The following is a 22,488-nucleotide window of genomic DNA, read 5'->3' on the forward strand; positions in this document are numbered from 1 at the left end:
CCGAGCTTCGCGCCACAAGACGCAGGCATCATGATCCTTCCTGCTTCCCCCCGCCGCGCTCCACTCGTCCTGCTGCTCGCCGCCCTGCTCGCCGGGTGTGCGCAAGGCCCCCACCCTTCTCCCGCCGCGCCCAAGCCGGAATGGGCCTTCCTCGCCAGCGATCTCGCGCCCGATCCGGCGCTCCATTTCGGCAAGCTGGCGAACGGGATGCGCTATGTCCTTGCCCACAACGGGACCCCGGCCGGAACCGCCTCGGTCCGGCTGGTGATCGATGCCGGATCGCTCGACGAAGGCAAGGACGAGCGCGGCTTTGCCCACTTCGTCGAACACATGGCCTTCAACGGCAGCACCCATGTTCCCGAAGGCGAAATGATCCGCCTGCTCGAACGCAAGGGGCTCGCCTTTGGCGCCGATACCAATGCCCAGACGTCGTTCGAACACACGATCTATCAACTCGACCTGCCGCGCGCCGACCCTGCCCTGCTCGACACCGCGCTGATGCTGATGCGCGAGACCGCCAGCGAGCTGTCGTTCACGCCCGGCGCAGTCGAACGCGAACGCGGTGTCGTGCTGTCCGAGATGCGCGACGGCAAAGGCTATCAACTGGCGAACTGGGAAGATCAGGCAAAGTTCCTCTACCCCCGCGCCACCTATCGCAATCGCATGCCGATCGGTACGGCCCAGGCCGTGGGCGGCGCCCGGGCACAAGCCCTGCGCGCTTTCTGGCAAGCCCATTACGTGCCCGCAAAGGCAACGCTGGTCGTGGTCGGTGATTTTCCCCTCGCCACGCTCGAACAGGCCGTATCCGGCCATTTTGCCGACTGGCACGCGGCGACCGCTCGGGCTCGTTCCGATCAGGGCAAAGTCGAACCCAAACGCCGCGACCACATCGACATCTGGACCGATCCCGCACTTTCCGAACGCGTCACGGCCTCGCGCATCGGTCCCTGGCTCGACGAGCCGGACACCATCGCCAATCGTCGCCGCAACCTGCTGCGCCAGATCGGCTATGCCATCGTCAACCGCCGGTTCCAGAGCCTGAGCCGGCGCAGCGATCCGCCGTTTCGGGGAGCCGGGTTCGGTACCGGCGAAGTGTTCCATATCGGGCGCACCACCAATCTGGTCGTCGATACCGAGGACGGAAAGTGGCAGCGCGGCCTCGTCACTGCCGCCGCCGTCCTGCGGCAGGCGCTGAACGACGGGTTCACCCCGGCCGAAGTCTCCGAACAGCTCGCCAATATCCGCACCAGCCTCGAAAACGCGGCGGCCGAGGCCGATACCCGTCCTCATGGCACACTGGTGCAATCGGCGATCGCGCTCGTCACCGACGACAAGGTTCCGACCAGCCCGCAAAGCGGCCTTGCCCGCTTCAACGCCTATGCCGACACGATCACGCCCGAACGCGTTCTGGCTGCGTTGCGCGAAGAGGCAGTGCCGCTCGACCATCCGCTGATCCGGTTTCAGGGGCGTCACGCGCCCGAAGGCGGAGCGCGGGCCATGGCCGCCGCATGGGACGAAGCCCAGCATACCGCGACCGCGCCGTTCACGCCGGTCACCGGGCAATTCGGTTATGGCGATTTCGGACGCCCCGGCACGGTTGTCTCCGACCATCGCGAGCCCCTTCTCGGCATTCGCGAAGTGCGCTTTGCCAATGGCGTGCGCCTCAACCTGCGGCACACCGATCTCGACCGCGATCGTATTTCGCTGCGCCTGTCGATCGACGGCGGCGATCTTGTCGCCACGCGCGCCAATCCGCTGGCGGTCGAAATGGTGCCGATGCTCGCCCAGGGGGGGCTTGGCAAACACAGCCAGGACGAATTGCAGACCTTGCTGGCCGGGCACTCGGTCTCGGGTGGCCTTGCGTCGGATGACGATGCCTTCGTCACGACCGTCACCACCACGCGCCGCGATCTGGCCCTGCAACTTTCCTATCTCACCGCGTTGGTCAGCGATCCGGGCTACCGTCCCGAAGCCGAAGTGCTGTTCCGCGAGAACATGACCAATTTCTTTGCCCGCCGCGATGCCACCCCGCAATCGGCCATGGCGAACGCACTCGGCGGGATCCTGTCGGACGGAGACCCGCGCTTTACGCTTCAGGATGAAGCGGCCTATCGCGCACTCAACTTCGCGCGGTTGCGCAGCGACATCGGCGACCGCCTCGCTCACGGCGCGATCGAGATCGGCCTTGTCGGAGATTGCGACGAAGAGGCAACGATTGCCGCGATCGGCCGCACGTTCGGCGCACTTCCCCCGCGCGAGGCGGAATTCCGCACCGACAGCCTCCCGCACGAACGCCGTTTTACCGACCGACGCGGACCGGTGGTCGTCCGGCACAAGGGACCGGCGGAACAGGCGATCGTGCGCATGGTCTGGCCGACGACCGACGACAGCGACGCGCGCCTTTCGCTCACGCTCGACCTCTTGCAGGACATCGTCACGATCGCGGTCCAGGACACCGTGCGCGAGGCGATGGGAAAATCCTATTCCCCCGGCGCCTCATCGTCGCAATCGGACGTCTGGCGCCATTGGGGCACGTTCGCGGTGCAGGCCTCGGTCGCGACCGGTGATGTCCCCGCCACCCGCGCGGCTTTCCGCAAAACCATTGCAGCCCTGATCGCCGGGCCCATCGACCCCGATCTCATCAACCGGGCCCGGGCCCCGCTCGCCCAGCGGCTCGACAATGCGCTCAAAGGCAACGGCGGCTGGCTCGCCATGGCCGACCGTGCGCAGTCCCGCCCGCACGACATCGAGCGTTTCACCGGGGCAAAGGCCATGCTCGCCGGGATCACCGCCCACGACGTTCAGGCCGCCGCCGCGCGTTTCCTCGATCCTGACCGTGCGGTCGAAGTGCTGGTCCTGCCCCAAGCCGCGCCTTTCCCGTGATCGCGCCAACAAAGGCGCCGAACCGGCCCCGCGACAGGTCATAAGTTCCCGCCCACTTCAAGGAGTTCGCCTGATGTCCGAACCGGCCCTTTCGCTCGCCGATCTCCCCGCGATCGAGCTCAGTGCGGCCTATGCGACCGGAACCCTGTCGCCGGTGGACGTGATGCAGGCAGTACTCGATCGCGTCGATGCATGGGAAGGCGCCATCGCGGCGACGTACGCGCTCGATCCCGAAGGCGCGCTCGCAACCGCACGCGAAGCTGAAAGCCGCTGGCGGACCGGAACTGCTCTCGGACCGCTCGACGGCGTGCCGGTCACGGTCAAGGAAATGATCGCGACAAAGGGCGTGCCCAAGCCCATGGGAACCGCTGCCAGCATCCTTGTCCCCGAGCCAGAGGATGCCCCGCCCGCAGCTCGCCTGCGCGAGGCGGGCGCGGTGATCTTTGCGAAAACGACGGCGCCCGATTTCGGCATGTTGTCGTCCGGGCTCTCGAGCCTGCATCCCCTGACGCGCAACCCCTGGGCGCTCGATTGCAATCCGGGCGGATCGAGCGCGGGAGCCGGCGCTGCGGCAGCGGCGGGCTATGGCCCGCTCCATATCGGCACCGACATCGGCGGATCGGTGCGTCTGCCCGCCGGATGGTGCGGGATTTTCGGGTTCAAGCCCTCGAACGGACGCATTCCGATCGATCCGCCCTATATGGGGCGCTGCGCCGGGCCGATGACCCGTACAGTGGCCGACGCGGCGCTGATGATGACGGCACTGAGCCTGCCCGATGCGCGCGATTTCACGAGCCTGCCGCCGCAACAGATCGACTGGATGGATCTGTCGGGCGATGTGAAGGGCTTGCGCATCGGCCTCATGATCGATGCCGGAGCGGGCAGCCCTGTCGAACCGGAAGTGCGCGCCGCGATCGAGCGGGCGGGCGCGATCTTTGCGGCAGGCGGCGCCGATGTTGTGCCGGTCGCGCCCTATCTGACCGAGGAGCTGTTCGAGGGCTTCGACACGTTTTTCCGGGCGCGTTTCTGGGCCGAGACCAAGGATCTCCCCCGCGACCGCTATGAAAGGATCCTGCCCTATATCCGGGAATGGGTCGAACCGGGTGCGAACATCGGCGGCCTTGCCCTTTATGAAGGGTACAAGGCGCTCCAGACCATGCGCGAGATCGGCGTGCGGTTCAGCCAACGGTTCGACTATGTGCTCTCGCCGGTTGCGCCGATGCCCGCGTTCCCGGCCGAACTGCCCGGGCCCAGCAATGATCCGGCGCGCCCGTTCGATCACATCGCCTATACCATGCCGCTCAACATGACCGAGCAACCCGCCGCCTCGATCAATTGCGGCTATACCGCCGGGGGCCTTCCGATCGGGCTGCAGATCGCGGGAGCCCGTTTCGACGATCTCGGAGTCCTGCGTGTTGCACAATGGTTCGAGACCGCGCGCGATGAACAACGCCCCTGGCCACTTCCTCGGGCCTGATGCGCCGCCGCAGCTTGCCCTTCGCGGCCGCTGCGGGCATAGGCCAGCTTGACGAATCCGACCACGCCTTGCGTCCCGGCACGACCTGCCCGCCCAAGGTGTCCTGATGAAAGTGCCTGAGCGATGAAAGTCCGCGTCCATGTCAGCCTGAAGAACGGCGTGCTCGACCCCCAGGGTCGCGCGATCCACCATGCTCTGGAAGGCATGGGCTTTGCCGGGATCAACGATGTCCGCGCCGGTCGCCTGATCGAGCTCGACGTCGCCTCGACCGTCACCGACGAAGCGCTCGACGAAATGTGCCGCAAGCTGCTCGCCAACATGGTCATCGAAAACTACCGCATCGAAAAGGTGGCCTGAACCATGGCTTTCACCGCCGCCGTCATCACCTTTCCCGGTTCGAACTGCGACCGCGACATGGCCGTGGCGATCGAAGAGATCACCGGCGGTACTGTCCATCGCGTCTGGCACGGCGATGCCGCGCTGCCTGACGGGCTCGATTTCATCGCGCTGCCCGGCGGGTTCTCCTATGGCGACTACTTGCGCTCGGGCGCCATGGCCGCCCGCTCGCCGATCATGCAGGCCGTGATCGCGGCTGCCGCACGCGGCGTTGCGGTTCTGGGCGTGTGCAACGGTTTCCAGGTCCTGACCGAAGCGGGGCTCCTGCCCGGCGCGCTGCTGCGCAATGCCGGACAGCGGTTCATCTGCCGCAACGTCTCCCTGACTGTGGGAACCAGCCAGTCGATCTTTACCGGCGGCTATTTCAAGGATCAGAAGATCGTGATCCCGGTCGCCCACCACGACGGCAACTACTACGCCGATGCCGAGACGCTCGACCGTCTCGAAGGCGAAGGCCGCGTCGCGTTCCGCTATGCCGAACCGGTGAACGGATCGCAGCGCGACATCGCCGGGGTAATCAATGAAGCTGGCAACGTGCTTGGCATGATGCCTCACCCCGAACGCATGATCGAAGACGCACAGGGCGGCAGCGACGGCCGCATCCTGTTTGAAAGCGTCCTGCGCGCGGTCGGCGTTTCGGCCTGATTGCCTGATCCGGAATTCCGCCCGGTCCGGAATTCTCTTCGACGCGGAATTCCGGATGTCGCCTTCCCTGTTTGCCGAATTCTATTCCGACGGGCGATCGGCTTCGCCGACGAACGGCGGATGCGCTTCGGTGCCGTGGAACCGCGCATAATCGACCGAGATGATGCCGCTGTTGTCCTTGCCAATCATGTCGGTGAAGCGATGGTTGTGGAGGATGCTTTCAAGGCTGTAGGCCTTTCGCGCGAACAGCGTCTGCCCGGTGGCCTCGTCGGTGCCGGTAACCGTCACGACGACTTCAGGATCGTCGATATCCTCGAAATCGGGATTCTCGGCAAAGCGCGACAGCGGACTTGCCGAGCCGATCACATGGGCCAGCACGAACGCAAAACGCAAGACCGGCACATGGGGCTGGACCAGCGGCAGGGGCTCGAAATGACGGCCGATATGCCCCTCGGCGTCCAGCTTCAGGCTGGACAGCGCCACTTCCACATCGAGTGACAAGAGCACGCTGCGCCGACAATTGGCGATGCGGATGCACAGGGCGGGAATGCCGTTTTCCGCGCTGATCACCGCGTTGTTGCTGAAAATGATCCGGGCACGCGGACGGGCGAAACGGGCGAAGACCACCCCGGTCGACAGCGCGTTGATCATCATGCCCAACAGGACTTCGAGCGAGACCAGCGTGTTGGCAAAGCGTCCGATCGGCGCGATCAGGCCGTATCCCACGGTCGAAAGCGTCTGCACGCTGAAAAAGAACAGGTCGACCAGTTCGAGCGGATGGGGTGAATTGAACTCGCCGCGCAGGGGGAAATAGGCCAGCGCGAACACGAAATTCAGGAAGATGTAGCCGATTACGGAAACGAAGACGAACCCGCTCCAGGGCATCGTCAGCGCCTGATAATAGAAATCCGACCAGTCGTTGCGCTTGAGACCGAGGCTAATGACATCGCCATGATCCTTGTCGTCCATGAAATGAGAGCGGAACCGCTGGACCGCCTCGCGAGTCGTCAGGTCCGGCGTCGCGCGATCCGACGGAAAAGCGGTGAGCGAATGCCCGGCCTTTGCCGCCGCGTGACGCCCCTTGATCCGGCGTCCCATCTTCCGCAGGCGTTTTCCGACCGAAGCGACCATGCACAAACTCCGCCCTATACTGGGTTGCGCCATCCCCCCGGATGTGTGGCCTTTAGGTCCATGATCGCCAAGGGTCCAGAGCGATCGGGCCGAATTGTGCCGTCACGCGACGCCGCGCAACGAATAGATCACGTCTTCGGGCGTCTGGCGAGCGAGCGGAGCGACCAGTTCGCGGGCCTTTTCGGTCGTCATCGGGCGCCCGAAATAATACCCCTGAATCTTGCGGCAACCAAGTTGGCGAACCATCGCCAGTTCTTCCTCGGTTTCGACGCCTTCGGCCGTGGTCGACATTTCCAGACTGTCGGCCATGGCCACAACCGCCCGCACGATGGCAAGGCTTTCCGGGTTGTAGCGCGCGGCGCCCTGAACAAAGCTGCGGTCGACCTTGATCGTCGAGAAGCGGATCTTGCGCAGATAGCCGAGCGAGGAATAGCCGGTGCCGAAATCGTCAAGCGCAACGCCGCACCCCAGCGCGATGATCCGCTGGAGCGTTTCCTCGGCCACGGTGCCGTCGCGCAGGAACACGCTTTCAGTGACTTCGATTTCCAGACGATGCGGCGGCAATCCACTGGCCGCGAGCGCACTGATCACGGTGTCGGCAAAACCGGCTTCCAGCAGCTGCTCCCCCGACACATTGATCGCGATCTTGATCGGATCGGGCCAGCGCGCCGCCTCGAAACAGGCCGTACGCAAAGCCCAGGCGCCGATCGGCACGATGAGACGGGTGTCCTCGGCAATCGGCACGAAACGGGATGGGCTGATCGGGCCGAGTTCGGGACTTTTCCAGCGGGCCAGAGCCTCGAAACTGACCACCGTGCCGGTTTCGGCATCGACGACAGGCTGATAGACCAGCGAAAATTCGTCGCGTTCCAGCGCATGGCGCAGCGCGAATTCGAGCTGGCGCCGCTCTTCCGCATCAGCATGGAGCGAGGGCTCATAGCCGCAGTGGACGCCGCCACCGCCATCCTTGGCCCGATAGAGGGCAAGATCGGCATTGCGCATGAGCGTTTCGACTGTCGCCCCATCGCGCGGTCCGATCGCAGACCCGACACTCGCGCCGATGTAAAAGGTGTGCTGATCAACGGTGTAGGGCTGCGACAGTCCGGCAATCACGCGGTCGGCGACGGCATGGACACGCTCGTTGTCCACCCCCTGCCCCAGAACGATCGCGAATTCGTCGCCGCCCAGCCGCCCGCACAGGCCATATTCGCCGACCAGGTTGCGCAACCGGTCAGCAACGCTTTTGAGCAGGCGATCCCCGACGAGATGCCCGAGCGTATCGTTGACTGCCTTGAACCGGTCGAGATCGATCATCAGGAACGCACAGCACCCGCGCCAATGATCGGCCCGCCGCATGGCTTCGTCGAGCGCAGCGGTAAGCTGCATGCGATTGGGAAGCCCCGTCAGCATGTCGAACCGGGCGAGATAGGCGATCTGCTCTTCGCTTTCGCGCCGCTCGGTCACGTCCGAACCGACACCGCGAAAGCCGATGAAAGCCCCGTTGCCGTCCGTGCGCGGCGAGGCGGACAGCTCCCACCAGCGTTGCTGGTCACTCAGCGTCACGCGAACCATGAGGTTGCTGAAACTTTCCCGACGCTTCAACCGCTCGGCGAGGTCGTGGAGCGAGGGATGGAAAAAGCCGGTTTCCCAGGTTTCCCCCGCGATCAGCTGAATGAGCGGTTTACCTTCAACGTCGTCGGCCTCGTAGCCCAGCGCAAAAGCGAACCGGGGGGAGACGTTGCGCACGCGACGTGTCGCATCGATCTGCCACAGCCAGTCCGCCTCGCCTTCCTCGAATTCGCGCAGGAGCAGCGAGACGACCTCTTCCTTGTCCTCCAGCCCCGCTTCGGCAAGTTTTCCGTCAAGGAAGATGCGAGCCGCTTCAGCGACGCCGACCGCGACGAAAATGACGAAACAGGCCGCAACCGCCGCCGCCGTATATTCGCCATAGAGAAAGAACGAACCGATCCCGGCAAGACCGAGCACCAGACCGAACACGAGCGAGCCCAAAGGCACGGCGGCAAAGGCAAAGCCCATCCCTGCGATCAGCAGGGCCATGATCGCCCAGACCACCCCGCGTTGCGAAGTGTTGAGCCATGGCCCGAAACACAGGATCGGCACGGCCCAGACCAGCGCCAGCGCAGCCGTTCCCGATGCCTGCCGCCGCATGACGGAAAGATCGATGCGACGTTGATCGACGGGATTGAGATGGCGATCGAGCATGATCGAGCCAAGCACGGCCCCGATCAGGGCAATCCCCCAAAGGACCAGCCAGACGCTTCCGACAGTTTCCCGCAGCACGCGAATCATCAGGACCGCCGCAAGGGCATTGGCCATGATCCGCACCGGCAACTGACGCGTAAGACCGGCAAGCTGAAGCCCGCGCAACCGCGCCCAGTCGCCCTCGACCGGATCCGCCAGCCCCAGCACCGCAAGCAAAGGCAGGCGCGAAGGGAGCGCCGGCTTGCCCGGATTGGCAAATTCGGGAACAGATCGTGGGGACGGAACTTGGGTCACAGGGCAAACGTAAACGGCATTCGTTGCCCAATGGTAAGCGGACCTAACCGTTTTCCGTTTCAGTGAAACTTTTCGCGCGTGACGAGCGGTGGCAATGCCACCGCCCGCATGGATCACTCGACCGTGACCGACTTGGCCAGATTGCGCGGCTGATCGACGTCGGTGCCCTTGGCGACGGCGACGTGATAAGCAAGGAGCTGCACCGGCACCGCATAAACCAGCGGCGCGATCAGCGGGTGAACCTTGGGCATCTCGATCGTGGCAAGGCAGCCCTCGCCCGCTTCGGCCAGCCCTTCGGCATCGGAAATCAGCACGATCTTGCCGCCACGAGCCCGCACTTCCTGCATGTTCGAAACCGTCTTTTCGAACAGCGGCCCCGACGGGGCAAGCACGATCACCGGAACCTGTTCGTCGATCAACGCGATCGGCCCGTGCTTCATTTCGCCGCTGGCATAGCCTTCAGCGTGGATATAGCTGATTTCCTTGAGCTTGAGCGCGCCTTCGAGGGCCAGCGGATAATCCGGCCCACGCCCGAGATAGAGCACGTCGCGCGCAGGCGCGATCAACGGCGCCATGGCCGCGATTTCCTCGTCATGCGCAAGGGCCGCATTGAGCGCGGCCGGAGTCTCGACCAGCTGATCGACGATCTGCGCTTCTTCCTCGTGCGTGATAAGCCCGCGCTTCACCGCCAGATGAACCGCGAGCGCCGCCAGCACGGCAAGCTGGCACGTGAACGCCTTGGTCGAGGCAACCCCGATTTCGGGACCGGCATGCGTGGGCAGGAGGAGGTCGGCTTCACGCGCCATGCTGCTGGTCGGGACATTGACGACGACGGCAATGGTCTGGCCCGCCGCCTTGCAATGACGCAGCGCGGCAAGCGTGTCGGCAGTCTCGCCCGACTGCGAAATGAACAGGGCAAGGCCGCCCGGCTCCAGAACCGGATCGCGATAGCGGAATTCGCTCGCCACATCGATGTCCACCGGCAGGCGGGCAAACCGCTCGAACCAGTACTTGGCAACCATGCCTGCGTAATAGCTGGTGCCGCAGGCAACGATGGTCACGCGGCGAATGCTGGCGAGATCGAAATCGATCTGCGGCAGCGAGACCACCTGTTCATACCGGCGCAGATAGGAACGCAACGTCTGGGCAACCACGATCGGCTGCTCGTAGATTTCCTTCTGCATGAAGTGGCGATAATTGCCCTTCTCGATGGCAGCCGCCGTCGCGCCCGAAGCCACCACCGCACGCTTGACCGGCGTGTTGTGCACGTCGAACACCTGCGCGCCCTCGCGGCTGATGACGACCCAGTCACCTTCCTCGAGATAGCTGACCCGCTGGGTGAGCGGGGCCAGGGCCAGCGCGTCGGAACCGAGGAACATTTCGCCCTCGCCATAGCCGACGACCAGCGGAGACCCCAGACGCGCACCGATCAGGATATCGGGATGGCTGCGGAACGCGATCGCCAGCGCAAAGGCCCCGCGCAGGCGCGGCAGGACCACCTTGACCGCGTCTTCGGGCGACAGTCCCGCCTCGACCTGTTCAGACACGAGATGCGCGACGACTTCGGTGTCGGTCTCGCTTTCGAACGTGCGGCCGCGCGCGATCAGTTCCTCGCGCAAGGGGCGGAAATTCTCGATGATGCCGTTGTGAACGAGCGCCACTTCCCCGGTTGCATGGGGATGCGCGTTGTTCGTCGTGGGCGCGCCGTGCGTCGCCCAGCGCGTATGGGCAATGCCGACCAGGCCCGGCGCCGGATTGCGCGCCAGTTCAGTAACCAGATTGGCAAGCTTCCCCTCGGCGCGGCGGCGGATCAGTTCGCCGTGGTCGATCGTGCAGACCCCGGCGCTGTCATAGCCGCGGTATTCCATGCGACGCAGGCCGTCGACCAGCCGATCGGCAACCTGCTCCTTGCCGACAATCCCGATAATTCCGCACATGGTTGCTGCCTCTCGATCCGGAGCTCTTAGCCCGGGGCTAGATAGTATAGGGAACGCGAATGCCCGGCATCGTTGCCGGAAACGCGCGAATGTTGCGAGTGACCAGAATCCGCCCCGACGTCTGCGCCGAAGCCAGCACGATCGCATCGGCAAGGTCCAGCCGCCAGCGATCGCCCCGCAACATCGCCGCGCGCCGGGCAATGTCTTCGCTCAGGTCGATCACGCTGAAATGCGACAGGAACCCTTCGATCCGCGCCGTTTCGTCCGGCAAGGCGGCGGTCAGCATGTCGATCCAGGTCAGGCGACTGATAAAGCGGCGGGGAAAACGGGTAAGCTCCGCGTCTGCCCCACCCAGCCCGTGCAGCGCATCGAGCAGGATGTCACGATCGAAAACGGCTTCGTTCATGGATTGCCGACCCCGTCACCCGAGGCGCTTGCGCGGCCGCTCCACATCCCGAAATACTGCTCAATCCCACCCGCGCGCACCTGCCCACGATAGCCCGCCACTGCTTCGCGCAGCAGCGCCGCGCGCGAGATCCCGCGCTCGGCCGCACGCGCGTCGAGCCAGCGAATGTCGTCTTCGGAAAGGTCGGCGAGGATACGGGTCATCGAGCCATTACGATATCATGTGATGATATCGCGTCAATCCCCCTCAAATACCGACCGGTTCTGCCGATACCATCCAAACGTGAATACAGCCTTGCCCGGACCGTTGCACGCCAGTTCATCAAGCTTCGCCATCCCCTCGCCAATGGTCGGCACATGCCCCTCGTCCACCGACCACAGCGCGAACGCCGGCTCTATCGGCGCGAACCACTCCCGCCGCCGGGCCAGCACCGCGCGATGGTCTGCCTGCCGATAGGCAAAGGCCTCAAGCGCCGGAACATCGCGCCACACCGACAGATTGACGATCAGGTCCGGATCGCCGGGCAACACTTCGAGATCGGTCGCATCGTTGCCGTCGCCGATCAACCGCCAGATGAAGCCGTCGGATGCCTCGGCCATGGCATTCACATGATCGAGCGCCTCGAAGAAAGCCGCATTGGCCGGGTCATCCTTGGCTCGAACGAACCGTGCGATATTGATTTGGGCAATTGGCATCAAAGTCTTTCAGCGTCAGTGGATCAGCCCTTCTTCTCGGCTTTCTTGCGCTTCATCGCGTCGTGGAAACGGTCGGCCCAGCCCGGCTTGATCAGTTGTTCGGCCCGGACCAGCCGCAGTTCGCCGTCCGACACGTCGCGGCTGACCGCACTGCCGGCAGCCACGATGGCGTCGGCGCCGATCCGCACCGGCGCGATCAGCGAGGAATTCGAGCCGATGAAGGCCCGCTCGCCGATCACCGTGCGATACTTGAAATAGCCGTCGTAATTGCAGGTGATCGTCCCCGCGCCGATATTGGCATGGGCGCCTATCTCGGCATCCCCGAGATAGGTCAAGTGATTGGCCTTGGCCCCTTCGCCCAACCGCGCATTCTTCACTTCGACGAAATTGCCGACGCGGCTTCCTTCGGCAAGGTCCGCACCAGGACGCAGGCGGGCAAACGGCCCGACCGAAACCCCGCTTGCGATCCGCGCGCCTTCGATATGGCTGAACGCGTGGATCACGACCTTGTCGGCCACGACCACGCCGGGCCCGAACACGACGTTCTGTTCGATCGTGACATCGCGCCCGACGACCGTGTCCCAGGCGAACCAAACCGTTTCGGGCGCGACCAGCGTCGCCCCGTCGGCCATCGCCCGTTCACGGCGGCGCCCCTGCCAACGCGCTTCGGCCGCGGCAAGTTCGGAACGGCTGTTGATACCGGCCACTTCGTCAGGATCGTCGGTCGTCACCACTGCGGCCGTACGCCCATCGGCAATCGCGATGTTGACGATGTCAGGCAGGTAATATTCGCCCTGCGCATTGTTGTTGCCGACCCGTTCGAGCAGGGCAAAAAGATCCTCCGCCCGCGCGGCCAGCAGCCCCGAATTGCACAAGGTGCACGCCCGCTCTTGCGCGTCGGCATCCTTGAACTCGACCATTTTCGCGACCAGTCCATCCTGCGCGATCACCCGGCCATAGGCGAGCGCATCGTCCGGTTCGAAGCCCAGCACCACCACGGCCGGTTCATCGGCCGCATGCAATCGCTCCAGCATCGCCTGCATGGTCGAAGCCCGCACGAACGGCACGTCGCCATAGAGCACCAGCACATCGCCCGAAAATCCAGCAAGCGCGCCCTGGGCCTGCTGCACCGCGTGACCGGTCCCGTGCTGCGGCTCCTGCACCGCGATTGTCGCGGTCTCGCCCAGGGCCTTTTCCAATTGCTCGCGACCGCTGCCGACCACCACCACCTGATGCTGGGGCGCAAGTTCGGCCGCGCTCGCCAGAAGATGCTTGAGCATGGGGCGTCCGGCGATCGGATGCAGCACCTTGTGCAGGTCGCTTTTCATCCGTGTGCCCTTGCCCGCAGCAAGAACGACGATAGCAAGGGGGGCAGAGGCAAGGGGAGCGAGCGAAGCGGCGGATGCAGGCGTGCTTTGGGTCATGGTCGATGTCCTTGCCAGCATTTTCTTGCAGTTTCCAGAAGGGTCGGGCACGGACCCCTGCGATGGCTGATTTTCCTTTTGATGTCGTCGGATTCGATCTCGACGGAACGCTGCTCGATACCGCGTACGACCTCGGGCATGCTCTCAACCACGCTCTCTCCCTCGCCGGGCGACCGACGATCCCGCTCGAGGACGTGCGCAGCCTGATCGGCGGCGGCACCGGACAGATGCTGCGCGGCGGGCTGATGCGCACGGGCGGCATCGACGAAGCCGAACTGCCGGGGCTCACCGAGGAACTGGTCTCGTTCTACGCGAACAACATCGCGCGCCACACCGCGCTCTATCCCGGTGGTGAAACCATGCTGTCCGACCTCGAATCGCGTGGCGTAAAAATCGCGGTCGCCACCAACAAGCGCGAGGCACTGGCCCGGCGCCTGTTCGACGAACTTGGCCTCACGCCCCGCCTTGCTACCATCATCGGCGGCGATACGCTCGGCCTCGACCGCGCCAAGCCCAAACCCGACATGTTGTTCGAAATGGTCCGCCGCACCGGCGCCAGTCGTGCCGCTTTCGTCGGCGACACGACGTACGATGTCGGTGCCGCCAAAGCCGCCGGGCTCCCCGTCGTTGCCGTCAGCTTCGGCTTCTGCGACCTGCCCCCGCGTGAACTGGGCGCGGACGCCGTCATCGACCATTTCGACGAGTTGATCCCCACGCTGGAGCACCTCGCGACGGCCTGATCGCACCCAATCGGGCAAAAGGGCATCATCCCCCCTTTTCAACCGCGTCCTTACCGCTATATGCGCGCTTCTCCTGCTGGGGCGTCGCCAAGTGGTAAGGCATCGGTTTTTGGTACCGACATTCGCAGGTTCGAATCCTGCCGCCCCAGCCAGCATCCCTCACCCACGCACCGCCCGCTTGCGCTGAAATCCGTCAGAATCGGATAGCGACGCGATGACGCTTGGCCCGATTCTCTTGCGACATTCATGAGGTACATTCATGGGCCCATGCAATGTGGACGGTCTAGTGAGGCCCCTTCCCGAGTACTAACTCCATTCGATCCGGCAGACGCAAGGCCGGGCCGCGTCGTGGGAAGCGCCCACCGTCGCCGAAACCTTGCGCTGCCCTGAGATTCGGAGTGCAGCATGCCTTTTGCGACGACCAATCCCTATACCGGCGAGGTGCTCGCGACATTTCCCACCGCGACCGATGACGAAGTGACGACGGCCATCGGGCACGCCCATCAGGCGTTCCTGTCGTGGCGCGAGACGTCGTTCGTCGCACGCGCGAAAATCATGCAGGCAGCAGCCGACATCCTGCGTCGTGACATCGACACTTATGCCCCCCTGCTCACGCTGGAAATGGGCAAGTTGTTGAGCGAAGCGAGAGCCGAAGTCGAGCTGTCCGCCGCGATTTTCGAATATTATGCGCGCCATACCGAAGCACTGCTCGCCCCCGAACGGCTTCCCGTCGCCGATCCGGCAGAAGGCGAAGCCACGCTGGTCTGCGATCCTCTGGGCGTCCTGCTGGCGATCGAGCCCTGGAACTTCCCCTATTACCAGATCGCACGGATCATCGCGCCGCAACTGTCGGCAGGCAATACCATCCTGCTCAAGCATGCGTCCAACGTACCGCAATGCGCGGCGGCATTCGAACGGTTGATGGACGAGGCCGGGCTGCCTGCCGGTGCGTTCATCAATCTTTATGCCGGACACGATCAGGTCGAACGCATTCTCAACGATCCGCGCGTCCACGGCGTCGCGTTGACCGGATCGGAAGCGGCAGGCGCGCAAGTGGCCGCGATTGCGGGCAAGGCGCTCAAGAAATCCACCATGGAACTCGGTGGTGCAGACGCGTTCATCGTTCTTGCTGACGCGGATCTCGACAAGACCGTCAGATGGGCCGTGTTCGGCCGCCACTGGAATGCAGGGCAAGTCTGCGTCTCGTCCAAGCGGATGATCCTTGTCGACGAAATCTACGACGCGTTTCTCGTCCGCTACACCGCCGAAGTTGCTCGCCTGCGCATGGGTGACCCGTTCGATGCGAGCACCACGCTGGCTCCGCTTTCGTCTCAGAAAGCCGCCGACGATGTCAGGAACATGATCCGCCGTGCACTCGAACACGGCGCCACCGCCACGTCGGTCGGCCCGGAGGTTCCCGCGCAGGGCGCCTTTGTGCAACCCACGATCCTGACCGATATCGGCCCGGACAATCCGGCGCGCTACTGGGAATTTTTTGGTCCGATATCGATGCTTTTCCGGGCGAAGGATGAAGCCGACGCCATCCGGATTGCCAACGACTCACCTTTCGGCCTTGGCGGGTCGGTCTTCACCGGTGATCCTGCCCACGGCGCCCTTGTCGCGCGTCAAGTTTCGACCGGTATGGTTTTCGTCAATCACCCGACGATGGTGAAAGCGGATCTGCCCTTCGGCGGGCTGCGCCGATCAGGCTATGGTCGAGAATTGATCGGGCTCGGCATCCGGGAATTCGTCAATCACAAGCTGATCGACGTAGTCGACATCGACGCGCCGTTCTGACCCTGAAATCCGGCTGCTTCGGGCGATCACCAACCCGCTTCGCGCTGACACTGCGAACAAGTGTTCCCCCAGCAGCCGGGCGTTCCGTGCGGACAGGCCATGCGACGGTGCAATACGCCCCTTATTACCCAATGAACGGGATGGAAAGCGCGCAGAATGACGGTGCGGAACCCTGTCCGCGGAAGCGTGGCCACGAGCGGCAGTCCCCGATCCGATCCATGAACGGTATGCCGCGAAGGCGGGAACACTCGCCAGAGGCTTTCCCTGCCAAAATGGTTCTACACCAAATCCGACCGAGCCTTCGGGCTCTACCGCCTGGCGGGCGAAAGCGCTGCGGAGAGGCGCTCGCGGTCAAGTGTGCCTTCCCACCACGAGACGACGATGCAGGCCACCGCATTGCCCATGAAGTTGGTGAGGCTGCGGCATTCGGACATGAACCGGTCGACCCCGAGGATGAGAGTCATGCCCGCGATCGGCACGGCCGGGACGATCGCCAGCGTCGCAGCCAGCGTGATGAAGCCCGCGCCGGTCACGCCCGCCGCCCCCTTGGACGAAAGCATGGCGACGCCGAGCAGGAGGATCTGCTGTCCGGCGGTCAGCTCGACGTGGCAAGCCTGTGCAATGAACAGCGCGGCCAGCGTCATGTAGATATTGGTGCCGTCCAGATTGAAACTGTAGCCCGTGGGCACGACCACACCGACGACCGCGCGGGGACAACCGGCCGCTTCGAGCTTTTCCATGAGCCCCGGCAAGGCGCTTTCGGACGAAGAAGTGCCGAACACCAGCAGCAGTTCATGCCCGAGATAGCGGACGAGGCGAAAGATCGAGAAGCCCGCCACCCGCGCGACCAGCCCCAGCACCCCGAACACGAAGAGCAGTGACGTCAGGTAGAATGTCGCCACCAGCGCCGCGAGATGGGCGAGCGCGGCCAGACCGAACTTGCCCACGGTAAACGCCATTGCGCCGAATGCCCCCACCGGGGCCGCACGCATCAGGATCGCGACCAGCCGGAACAGTACGGCGGCAATGTCTTCGAGCAAGCCCTGCAGACGCGCGGCATGAGACGGTGTGGTGGCCAGCGCGACACCGAACAGGACCGCAACGACCAGAACCTGAAGGATATTCCCGTCGGTTTGCGAGGACAGCAAAGTGTCGGGAACAAGCCCGGTAAAGAACCCGGTCAGCGTCACTTCGTGCGCCTTGGCCGCGAAATCGGCGACCTTGCCGGGATCGAGCGCCCCCGGAGCGATCGCGAAACCGCTGCCCGGATGCACGAGATTGGCCATGACCAGGCCAAGCGCCAGGGCCACGAGCGAAAGCACCGCGAAATAGCCGAAAGCCCGTGCCGCGACGCGGCCCAATGCAGCGAGATCCCGCATTCCGGCAATCCCGGTGACGATCGAGACGAAAATGACCGGGGCGATCACCATCCGCACGAGCTTGACGAAAATGTCGCCGAGGATGCGCATATTTTCGCCCACGCCCGGCGCCAGGGTCCCGACCACGATGCCGGCGACAATGGCGATGAGAACCTGAACGGGAAGCGGGCGCAAGGCGCGGAAAAGACGGGACAACAACGGCATGGCCTCGTGCGGGGGATCGACGTCCCCACGCGTTAGCACTGCCCCTCACCCGGCGCGCGCGAAAAAGAGGGAACGGCATCGGGCCGCCCCTCCCCCTTTCGTCGCATTCCGTCAGGCCAGCGTGAGCACAACGTCGATATTGCCGCGGGTCGCATGGCTATAGGGGCAGATCTGATGCGCACGGGCGATCAGTTCTTCGCCACCTGCGCGTTCGACGCCCGGCAGGCTCACTTCCAGAGCAACGGTGAGGCCAAAACCGCCTTCGGCACGAGGACCGATCCCCACGGTCGAGGTCACCGAAACATCGACGGGTACGCGGGGCAAGTTCTTGTCCTGACTGGCCGCATACTTGATCGCGCCGATGAAGCAGGCGGCATAGCCGGCCGCGAAGAGCTGTTCGGGATTGTTGCCAGCGCCGTTACCGCCCAGCTCCTTGGGCGTTGCCAAAGTGACTTCGAACGAACCGTCAGTGGTGCGGGCGCGACCGTCGCGTCCGCCGGTTGCCGTGGCGTGAGTGGTATAGAGAGGGGTAATCGACATGACGGGTCTCCTATGCCGGATCGGCATCTGGTTCGGGATAATGAGCTCGACTTCATTTTAATCGAGAACGATTAGATCGTGTACGATCTATATGATCCGATTCGCCGCAGGGGTCAATCCCTTGCGATTAGATCGCGCACGATTTATATTCCGGCCATGTCACACCCCTCGCCCCACCCGGCCTCCAGCCGCGAAAAGCCGTTCGCCCCGTTCGTCTGTTTTTCGATCTATGCCGCGAGCCTTGCCTTCAATCGGCTGTACAAACAGGTGCTCGACCGCTGGGGGCTGACCTATCCCCAATATCTGGTGCTGGTCGCGCTGCGCGAAGGCGACGACCGCACGGTCGGGGAACTGGGCGAATTGCTGTTTCTGGAATCCAACACTTTGACCCCCCTGCTCAAGCGGATGGAGGCGGCAGGCCTAGTCGAACGGCGCCGCGACAGTGCCGACGAACGGGTCGTGCGTGTGCAGTTGAGCGAACGGGGACGGACGGTGGCCGACGAATTGACCTGCGTTCCGGGCGACATGATCGCGGCCACCGGCGAAGATCCCGAGATGCTGGCGCACTTGCCCGACCTGATCGCCTCGCTCGACAGCCTCGCGGCCAAATTGCGTCACGCCGCCGCCTGAATTCGCGACAAGAGCAGTGGACAGCGAGCCCCGCAGGCCTAGTCTTTGCAGCATGATGCGTCGTTTACTGTCTGCTGTTGCCGTTCCGCTGGCGCTGGGCATGGCCCTGCCCGCGCTGGCCACTCCGATCCTGTTGCGCCCCGCGCAAGTCTTCGACGGAACCGATCCCGTGCCGCATCGCGGGTGGCAGGTCCTGGTCGATGGCGAGCGCATTGTCGCGGTCGGTCCGGCGCTGGCGTCCCCGGCCGGGACGGACGTCATCGACCTTCCCGAAACGACGCTGATGCCGGGAATGATCGAGGGGCACGGACACTTGTTCCTTCACCCCTATAACCAGACATCGTGGGACGATCAGGTTCTGCACGAGGCTCTGGCCCTGCGTACCGCGCGTGCCGTCGCGCAGGCGCGCGCCACCTTGCTCGCCGGGTTCACCAGCGAACGCGACCTCGGCACCGAGGGCGCGGGCTATGCCGACGTCGGCCTGCGCGATGCCATTGCGCAAGGGATCGTGCCCGGCCCCCGGATGATCGTCGCCACCCGCGCCATTGTCGCGCGCGGCGCCTATGGTCCGAAAGGCTTCGAGCCCGGCGTCGCCGTGCCCTTGGGCGCGCAGGAAGTGTCCGGCGTCGATGAAACCGTTCGCGCCGTGCGGGACCAGATCGCCGCCGGGGCCGATGTCGTCAAACTCTACGCCGATTATCATTACCAGCGCGGCGAACCCAGTCGCCCCACCCTGACGCTTGCGGAAATGAGCGCCGCCGTTGCCGTCGCCCACGATGCCGGACGCCCCGTCGCGGTCCACGCGGTAACCGCCGAAGGCATGCGGCGGGCCATTGCCGCCGGTGTCGATACCATCGAACATGGAGACGAAGGCACGGCGGAGCTGTTCCGCGCCATGCATGACAAAGGCATCGTCTATTGCCCGACCCTGTCGGCCACCGATGCGATTGCGCACTATCGCGGATGGAACGGCGCAGTTCCTGCCCCGGACATGGTCACCGATTCGATCCGGGCCTTTCACCTTGCCCTTGCCGCCGGAACGCCGATCTGCGTAGGCGGCGATGTCGGCGTCTTTGCCCATGGCGACAATGCACGCGAGATGGAGCAGATGCAGGCCGCCGGAATGGCCCCGGCGCAAGTCCTGATCGCGGCGACATCGGGCAATGCCCGTCATTTCGGCCTGAGCGACCGGGTCGGCCGCGTGAAAGCAGGACTTCTCGCCGATCTCGTTGCTGTTGCGGGCGATCCGACCCGCGATGTCGTCGCCGTCCGCCACATCACCCTGGTGATGAAGGGCGGAGCGATCGTATCCCGTCCCTGAACCCGATCCTTGCGGAGCGAACCCGATGCATGCGCTCAACGCGGTCTATACCGCGCTCCCGACGACGATTTTCGAACATATGTCGGGCCTTGCCCGCGCGAACGAAGCGATCAATCTGGGCCAGGGTTTTCCCGACGGGCCGCCTCCGCCTGTCCTGTCCGCAGCCGTCACCCGCGCCATGGCCGAACGGTCGCAACACTACCCCCCGATGGCCGGTGTCCCCGAACTGCGCGACGCCGTCGCCGATTTCTACGGGCGCCAGCAAGGCCTTGCCCTGTCGCGCGAAGAAGTGATCGTGACCTCGGGCGCGACCGAGGCGATCGCGGCGGCCATCTTGGCGATTGCCAGTCCGGGCGACGAAGTCCTGATGTTCCAGCCTGCTTATGACGCCTATGCGCCGCTGGTGCGCCGGGTCGGCGCAGTGCCGGTGTTCGTGCCCCTGCAACCGCCCGCGTGGTCCTATGACGCACAGACGATCCGCGCGGCGATCACGCCCCGCACGCGGGCCATGATCGTCAACGATCCTCTCAATCCCACCGGCAAGATCATGGATGCCGGGGAACGCGCCTTGCTGGCCGAACTCGCCGTCGAACACGACCTTTACGCCATCTGCGACGAAGTCTGGGAAACCGTGCGCTTCGACGGCGGCACTCATCGCTCGCTGCTGGCCGAACCGGGCATGGCCGAACGCACGGTAAAGATCGGTTCGGCAGGCAAGATCTTCGGCGCGACCGGATGGAAAGTCGGCTGGATGATCGCCGCCCCGGCCATGGCTGCGGTTCTCGCCAAGGCGCATCAGTTCCTGACCTTCACCACTCCGCCGATGCTGCAATGGGCCGTGGCCGAAGGCCTTGCCGACGACGCACTGGTTGCGGGGCAAGTGGCAGGCTGGGCGGCCACCCGCCGCATCCTCAATGAAGGTCTTGCGCGCAACGGACTGACGGTCCTGCCCGGCGAAGCGACCTGGTTCACCTGCATCGACCTTGCAGCCAGCGGCATTGCGCTCGGCGACCGCGAGGCAGCAGAGCGGCTTGTCCGCGAGGCCCGCGTGGCATCGATCCCGCTCTCGGCCCTGTGGGAAGGCGACGACGCGCCGCAGCACATCCTGCGGCTCTGCCATTGCAAGCCCGAAGCGATGTTGAACGAGGCACTCGAGCGCATCGTCGGCTGGCAGCGAAGCCTAATTTAACTGGGCCAGCCACTCGCGGATCATCGCACGTCCCGCGGCCACGGCACCGGGTCCATGCTCGTCGTGGGCATTGCGCAAGGTTTCCGGCGTATGACCGGCTGCGGCCAGTTCATGCGGTCCCTGCTCGATCCAGGCGTCAAAGCGCGGATCCTCGCCCATTTCGGCGTGGAATTGCAGGGCTAGGATATTGCTGCCCCGCCGGAATGCCTGATGCGGATAGACATGGCTCGAGGCCAGCAGTTCGACATCGTCGGGCAAGGTGAACGTGTCGCCATGCCAATGCAGAACCGGAACCCCGGCGACATGGCGCAAGGGGCTATCCGCATCGTGCACCTCGATCGGGTGGAACCCGATCTCCTTGGCGCCCCCGGGATAGACTTCCGCACCCATGGCTGCGGCAATCATCTGCGCACCAAAGCACACGCCCAATGTCGGGCGGCCCGCTTCCAGACGCCGCGCCAGACGACGCAACTGGCACGCGATCCACGGGTGCCGGTCGCGTTCATAGACGCCCATCGGTCCGCCCATCATGATGACAAGGTCCGGCTCGGTCAGATCGTGACAGGAAAATGCAGGGTCGCAGACGTCGATGCGTGCGACGTCATATCCTGCTTCCTCGATCGGCAAACGGTACCCCGCAACCCCTTCATAGGGCACATGGCGGATGATCAGCGCGTTTTTCATGACACTTTGTGTAATCGATTCGCTCTTAATGGTTGATCCAAAATGTGCCCTGCGATCATGCGAATGGAAACCACGCGACATGAGCGGCATTCCGGATCGGGCGGCGGCCGGTCAGAGGCCGAGGCGGTTCCAGAAATCCTCGGCGCTGACAGCAACCCGTTCGGCGCGCGCGGCCTCTCCGGCGGCAGCCATCCGCCACGAGGGATGCGGCAGACGAGGCAGGGGATAGTGGACCGTTCCACGCGACGAGGGGGCTGACTTTCGGGACATCACGCAAATCCTTTTGTGCTTCATGAACGGCAGTGAGGGAACCGCCGTCGACTCAATCTCTACCAATTCAATTGAATTGCGTCCGCTCAGAAAATCTCAACTGGGGCAAAGTTCGTCTTGAGCGACCGCGAGTGACACCGGTCGTGGAGGGGGTGGTCGGGTCGGATGAATGCCTCCGATTTGGCGGACCCGCTACGCAGGTTCCCCATTCCTGTTACTCTCT

General features: G+C 64.4%; 20 protein-coding genes and 1 tRNA gene. 10 read left to right on the top strand and 11 right to left on the bottom strand.

Going from position 1 to position 22,488, the window contains the following annotated elements; translation table 11 throughout:
• The first annotated feature begins 30 nt into the window (after positions 1-30).
• The 4 genes from Y88_RS17015 to purQ all read left to right on the top strand — a co-directional run bounded on the left by Y88_RS17015 (position 31) and on the right by purQ (position 5,401).
• Positions 31-2,883, top strand: coding sequence for a M16 family metallopeptidase (locus Y88_RS17015; protein WP_008071490.1), 2,853 nt, complete (start codon positions 31-33; stop codon positions 2,881-2,883).
• Between the two features lie 73 nt (positions 2,884-2,956).
• Positions 2,957-4,360, top strand: a complete 1,404-nt coding sequence (locus tag Y88_RS17020) for an amidase (RefSeq protein WP_008071492.1) — start codon at positions 2,957-2,959, stop codon at positions 4,358-4,360.
• A gap of 123 nt (positions 4,361-4,483) precedes the next feature.
• Entirely contained in the window at positions 4,484-4,717 is a 234-nt protein-coding gene (gene purS / locus Y88_RS17025; protein ID WP_008071494.1) for a phosphoribosylformylglycinamidine synthase subunit PurS, read from the top strand.
• A 3-nt stretch (positions 4,718-4,720) separates the two neighbouring features.
• The gene (gene purQ / locus Y88_RS17030; RefSeq protein ID WP_008071497.1) at positions 4,721-5,401 is read left to right on the top strand and encodes a phosphoribosylformylglycinamidine synthase subunit PurQ; all 681 of its coding nucleotides are present in this window, start codon (positions 4,721-4,723) and stop codon (positions 5,399-5,401) included.
• An 81-nt stretch (positions 5,402-5,482) separates the two neighbouring features.
• On the opposite strand, the gene Y88_RS17035 is transcribed toward purQ, so the two are convergent.
• The 7 genes from Y88_RS17035 to glmU form a co-directional block, all read right to left on the bottom strand.
• Positions 5,483-6,499: an ion channel gene (locus Y88_RS17035; RefSeq protein WP_232281131.1), complete on the bottom strand. Its 1,017-nt coding sequence runs from the start codon at positions 6,497-6,499 to the stop codon at positions 5,483-5,485.
• Between the two features lie 135 nt (positions 6,500-6,634).
• Entirely contained in the window at positions 6,635-9,049 is a 2,415-nt protein-coding gene (locus Y88_RS17040; RefSeq protein ID WP_008071500.1) for a putative bifunctional diguanylate cyclase/phosphodiesterase, read from the bottom strand.
• 113 nt (positions 9,050-9,162) lie between these two features.
• Positions 9,163-10,986: a glutamine--fructose-6-phosphate transaminase (isomerizing) gene (gene glmS, locus Y88_RS17045; RefSeq protein ID WP_008071502.1), complete on the bottom strand. Its 1,824-nt coding sequence runs from the start codon at positions 10,984-10,986 to the stop codon at positions 9,163-9,165.
• Positions 10,987-11,023: 37 nt separating this feature from the next.
• Positions 11,024-11,392: a PIN domain-containing protein gene (locus Y88_RS17050; protein ID WP_008071509.1), complete on the bottom strand. Its 369-nt coding sequence runs from the start codon at positions 11,390-11,392 to the stop codon at positions 11,024-11,026.
• Positions 11,389-11,595, bottom strand: a complete 207-nt coding sequence (locus Y88_RS17055; protein WP_008071511.1) for a ribbon-helix-helix domain-containing protein — start codon at positions 11,593-11,595, stop codon at positions 11,389-11,391. The genes Y88_RS17050 and Y88_RS17055 overlap by 4 nt, the downstream gene beginning before the upstream one ends.
• A gap of 33 nt (positions 11,596-11,628) precedes the next feature.
• A complete protein-coding gene (locus Y88_RS17060) occupies positions 11,629-12,087 on the bottom strand; it encodes a DUF3291 domain-containing protein (protein ID WP_008071513.1) in 459 nt (152 codons plus the stop codon).
• Between the two features lie 23 nt (positions 12,088-12,110).
• Positions 12,111-13,511, bottom strand: coding sequence for a bifunctional UDP-N-acetylglucosamine diphosphorylase/glucosamine-1-phosphate N-acetyltransferase GlmU (gene glmU / locus Y88_RS17065; protein ID WP_050805646.1), 1,401 nt, complete (start codon positions 13,509-13,511; stop codon positions 12,111-12,113).
• A gap of 62 nt (positions 13,512-13,573) precedes the next feature.
• Here glmU and Y88_RS17070 point away from each other — a divergent pair, with 62 nt between their 5' ends.
• From Y88_RS17070 to Y88_RS17080, 3 genes are all read left to right on the top strand, one after another.
• Positions 13,574-14,251: an HAD family hydrolase gene (locus Y88_RS17070; RefSeq protein WP_008071520.1), complete on the top strand. Its 678-nt coding sequence runs from the start codon at positions 13,574-13,576 to the stop codon at positions 14,249-14,251.
• Between the two features lie 77 nt (positions 14,252-14,328).
• Positions 14,329-14,403, top strand: a tRNA-Gln gene (locus Y88_RS17075).
• A gap of 253 nt (positions 14,404-14,656) precedes the next feature.
• Complete coding sequence (locus Y88_RS17080; RefSeq protein WP_018075604.1) at positions 14,657-16,048, top strand: NAD-dependent succinate-semialdehyde dehydrogenase; 1,392 nt, start codon at positions 14,657-14,659, stop codon at positions 16,046-16,048.
• A gap of 308 nt (positions 16,049-16,356) precedes the next feature.
• On the opposite strand, the gene dctA is transcribed toward Y88_RS17080, so the two are convergent.
• Positions 16,357-17,631 (bottom strand): C4-dicarboxylate transporter DctA, encoded by a 1,275-nt coding sequence (gene dctA, locus Y88_RS17085; RefSeq protein WP_008071522.1) that lies wholly within the window; start codon positions 17,629-17,631, stop codon positions 16,357-16,359.
• Positions 17,632-17,742: 111 nt separating this feature from the next.
• A complete protein-coding gene (locus tag Y88_RS17090; RefSeq protein ID WP_008071524.1) occupies positions 17,743-18,171 on the bottom strand; it encodes an organic hydroperoxide resistance protein in 429 nt (142 codons plus the stop codon).
• Between the two features lie 156 nt (positions 18,172-18,327).
• On the opposite strand from Y88_RS17090, the gene Y88_RS17095 reads away from it, so the two are divergent.
• From Y88_RS17095 to Y88_RS17105, 3 genes are read left to right on the top strand one after another with little or no spacing between them, the layout of a single operon-like run.
• Complete coding sequence (locus Y88_RS17095) at positions 18,328-18,801, top strand: MarR family winged helix-turn-helix transcriptional regulator (protein ID WP_008071526.1); 474 nt, start codon at positions 18,328-18,330, stop codon at positions 18,799-18,801.
• A gap of 52 nt (positions 18,802-18,853) precedes the next feature.
• Complete coding sequence (locus Y88_RS17100) at positions 18,854-20,122, top strand: metal-dependent hydrolase family protein (protein ID WP_008071527.1); 1,269 nt, start codon at positions 18,854-18,856, stop codon at positions 20,120-20,122.
• Between the two features lie 25 nt (positions 20,123-20,147).
• Positions 20,148-21,311: an aminotransferase gene (locus tag Y88_RS17105; RefSeq protein WP_008071528.1), complete on the top strand. Its 1,164-nt coding sequence runs from the start codon at positions 20,148-20,150 to the stop codon at positions 21,309-21,311.
• Here the strand turns inward: Y88_RS17105 and Y88_RS17110 are convergent.
• Positions 21,303-21,995, bottom strand: coding sequence for a glutamine amidotransferase (locus Y88_RS17110; protein WP_008071529.1), 693 nt, complete (start codon positions 21,993-21,995; stop codon positions 21,303-21,305). The two genes, Y88_RS17105 and Y88_RS17110, sit on opposite strands and share 9 nt — an antisense overlap.
• 111 nt (positions 21,996-22,106) lie before the next feature.
• On the bottom strand, positions 22,107-22,265 hold the full coding sequence (locus tag Y88_RS19255) for a hypothetical protein (protein ID WP_008071530.1): 159 nt from the start codon (positions 22,263-22,265) through the stop codon (positions 22,107-22,109).
• Positions 22,266-22,488 lie beyond the last annotated feature (223 nt).

The sequence above is a fragment of the Novosphingobium nitrogenifigens DSM 19370 genome, from assembly GCF_000192575.1.
Classification (GTDB): Bacteria; Pseudomonadota; Alphaproteobacteria; order Sphingomonadales; family Sphingomonadaceae; genus Novosphingobium; species Novosphingobium nitrogenifigens.